Genomic DNA, 1,695 nt, shown 5'->3' on the forward strand with positions numbered 1-1,695 from the left:
GGGCTCGGCGGCCGGCGCGGCCAGGGCGGCGAACGCGGCCAGCGCGCAGGTGGCCAAGGTGATGGACCTGGCCACGGCGGATTTGGCGAAAGACAGGGACATGCGCTTCTCCAGGAGAGGGCGGCGCGCGACGCAGAAGCGCCGCAGCCGCAAAAGGCGGCCGACCGCAGGCCGGCCGCCAGGACATGCAAGGACTCAGTCGTGCTTGCCGCGCGCCTTCAGGTACGCGATCGCCGCCTTCGGGTCGTCGGTGGTGATCAGGCTGAACGCCTCTTGGTTGACGATGAAGTTGAGATCGCCACGGTTGTCGGCGGTGTCGCGGCCGCCGGAGTAGGAGAAGTACAGGTCCGACAGCTGATAGCAGCAGGCGCCGCTGTTCTGGTAGAACTTCCCGGCCAGCGGGCTGTCCGGAATCGCCTGGAACACGCCCACGCGCACGCCGCGCTCGCGCACGCGGTCGGCCTGGCCCTGCAGCAGGCCACCGAGCTGCTTGACGTTGATCTCCATCGCCTCCTTGGTATCGCTCCAGGCCGATATGGCGTTGTCGACATTGATCTTGGTCAGCATGTTGGTGGTGAACACCGGAATGCCGACCATGCTGGTGGTGTCGGCGCGGAACGCCGAGCGGCTCGGGTACAGGGTGGCATTGACCTTGGCGGCGACGAAGTTGGACGCACCCACCGAGAACGCGGCATCGGCCGCGCGCGACACCGCACGCACCGAGGCGGCGTCCTTGATGTCGAACACGATGGGCGTCTTCAGGCCATGCGCCTTGAAGTAGGAGAACAGGTCATCCACGCGCGGCACGTGGTAGCCGGTGGTGGTGCGGCGGTCGGGGGTCAGCAGGAACAGGCCGCTGACCACCGACCACGGGGTCACGGTGATCGACGGGTTGTAGCCCTGGTTGCTCATCGGGTCGTACTTGGTTTCGCCGGCACGGCTGGTCCACACGTTGGTGGTGCGACCGAGGTTCCAGTCGTGCAGCACCACCGGCACGCCGTCGCTGGTCATCTTGATGTCCAGTTCCACGCCGTCCATGCACTGGTCGTTGGCGAGCTGCAGCGAACCGCGCGAGTTTTCCGGCATGTCGGGGAAGTTGCCGTACTTGCCCCACAGACCGCGGTGGGCCAGCACGACGGTGTCGCCGCTGCTGTCGCCGAACAGGATGTTGCTCATCTTGGTGCCGACGGTGTCGTTGCAGTTGGCCATGGCCAGCTGCGGCACGACGGCCAGCACCGTCAGGGCGGCGAGCACGCGACAGGCGCGCGCCAGGGGCGAGGGAACGAATGCGATCTTCATTGGGCTGCGTCCGGTTCTGAAGGAAAGGGGGAGACACGGGGGACGAGCGCCGGTCAGGTCGACGCATGGCGGCATCTCGTGTGTTGCGCTCCGCACGGACGTCTCGCGCAGGAGCCTGAGCCGCCGTGATCGGCGGCGGCGTCGGGCGAGAACCTAATAACTTACTGTGAATTATTTATTTCCGGGGTGCGACCCCGTGCTGGACTGTGGACTGCGCCGCGATTTGCTGCAGTCTGAGTCGCACTGCTTCCCGGTGACGGGGCTGCGGACACGGCCCAGGGGTGGATTGCGCGTGCGAGGCCATGGGGCGTGGCGCCGCATCGGAGGCTTCGCCGGTCGCGGCCGAGGCAGGCCTTGCAGGAGTCAACTGTCATGCACCTGCGATGACAGGAGGAG

At 66.8% G+C, this 1,695-nt stretch carries 1 protein-coding gene; it reads right to left on the bottom strand.

Annotated features, from left to right (window positions below; translation table 11 throughout):
- Nucleotides 1–195: 195 nt before the first annotated feature.
- The gene (locus tag D588_RS0107995; protein WP_017915595.1) at nt 196–1,299 is read right to left on the bottom strand and encodes a glycerophosphodiester phosphodiesterase family protein; all 1,104 of its coding nucleotides are present in this window, start codon (nt 1,297–1,299) and stop codon (nt 196–198) included.
- Between the last annotated feature and the right edge of the window lie 396 nt (nt 1,300–1,695).

This window comes from Xanthomonas sp. SHU 308, from assembly GCF_000364645.1.
Classification (GTDB): Bacteria; Pseudomonadota; Gammaproteobacteria; order Xanthomonadales; family Xanthomonadaceae; genus Xanthomonas_A; species Xanthomonas_A sontii.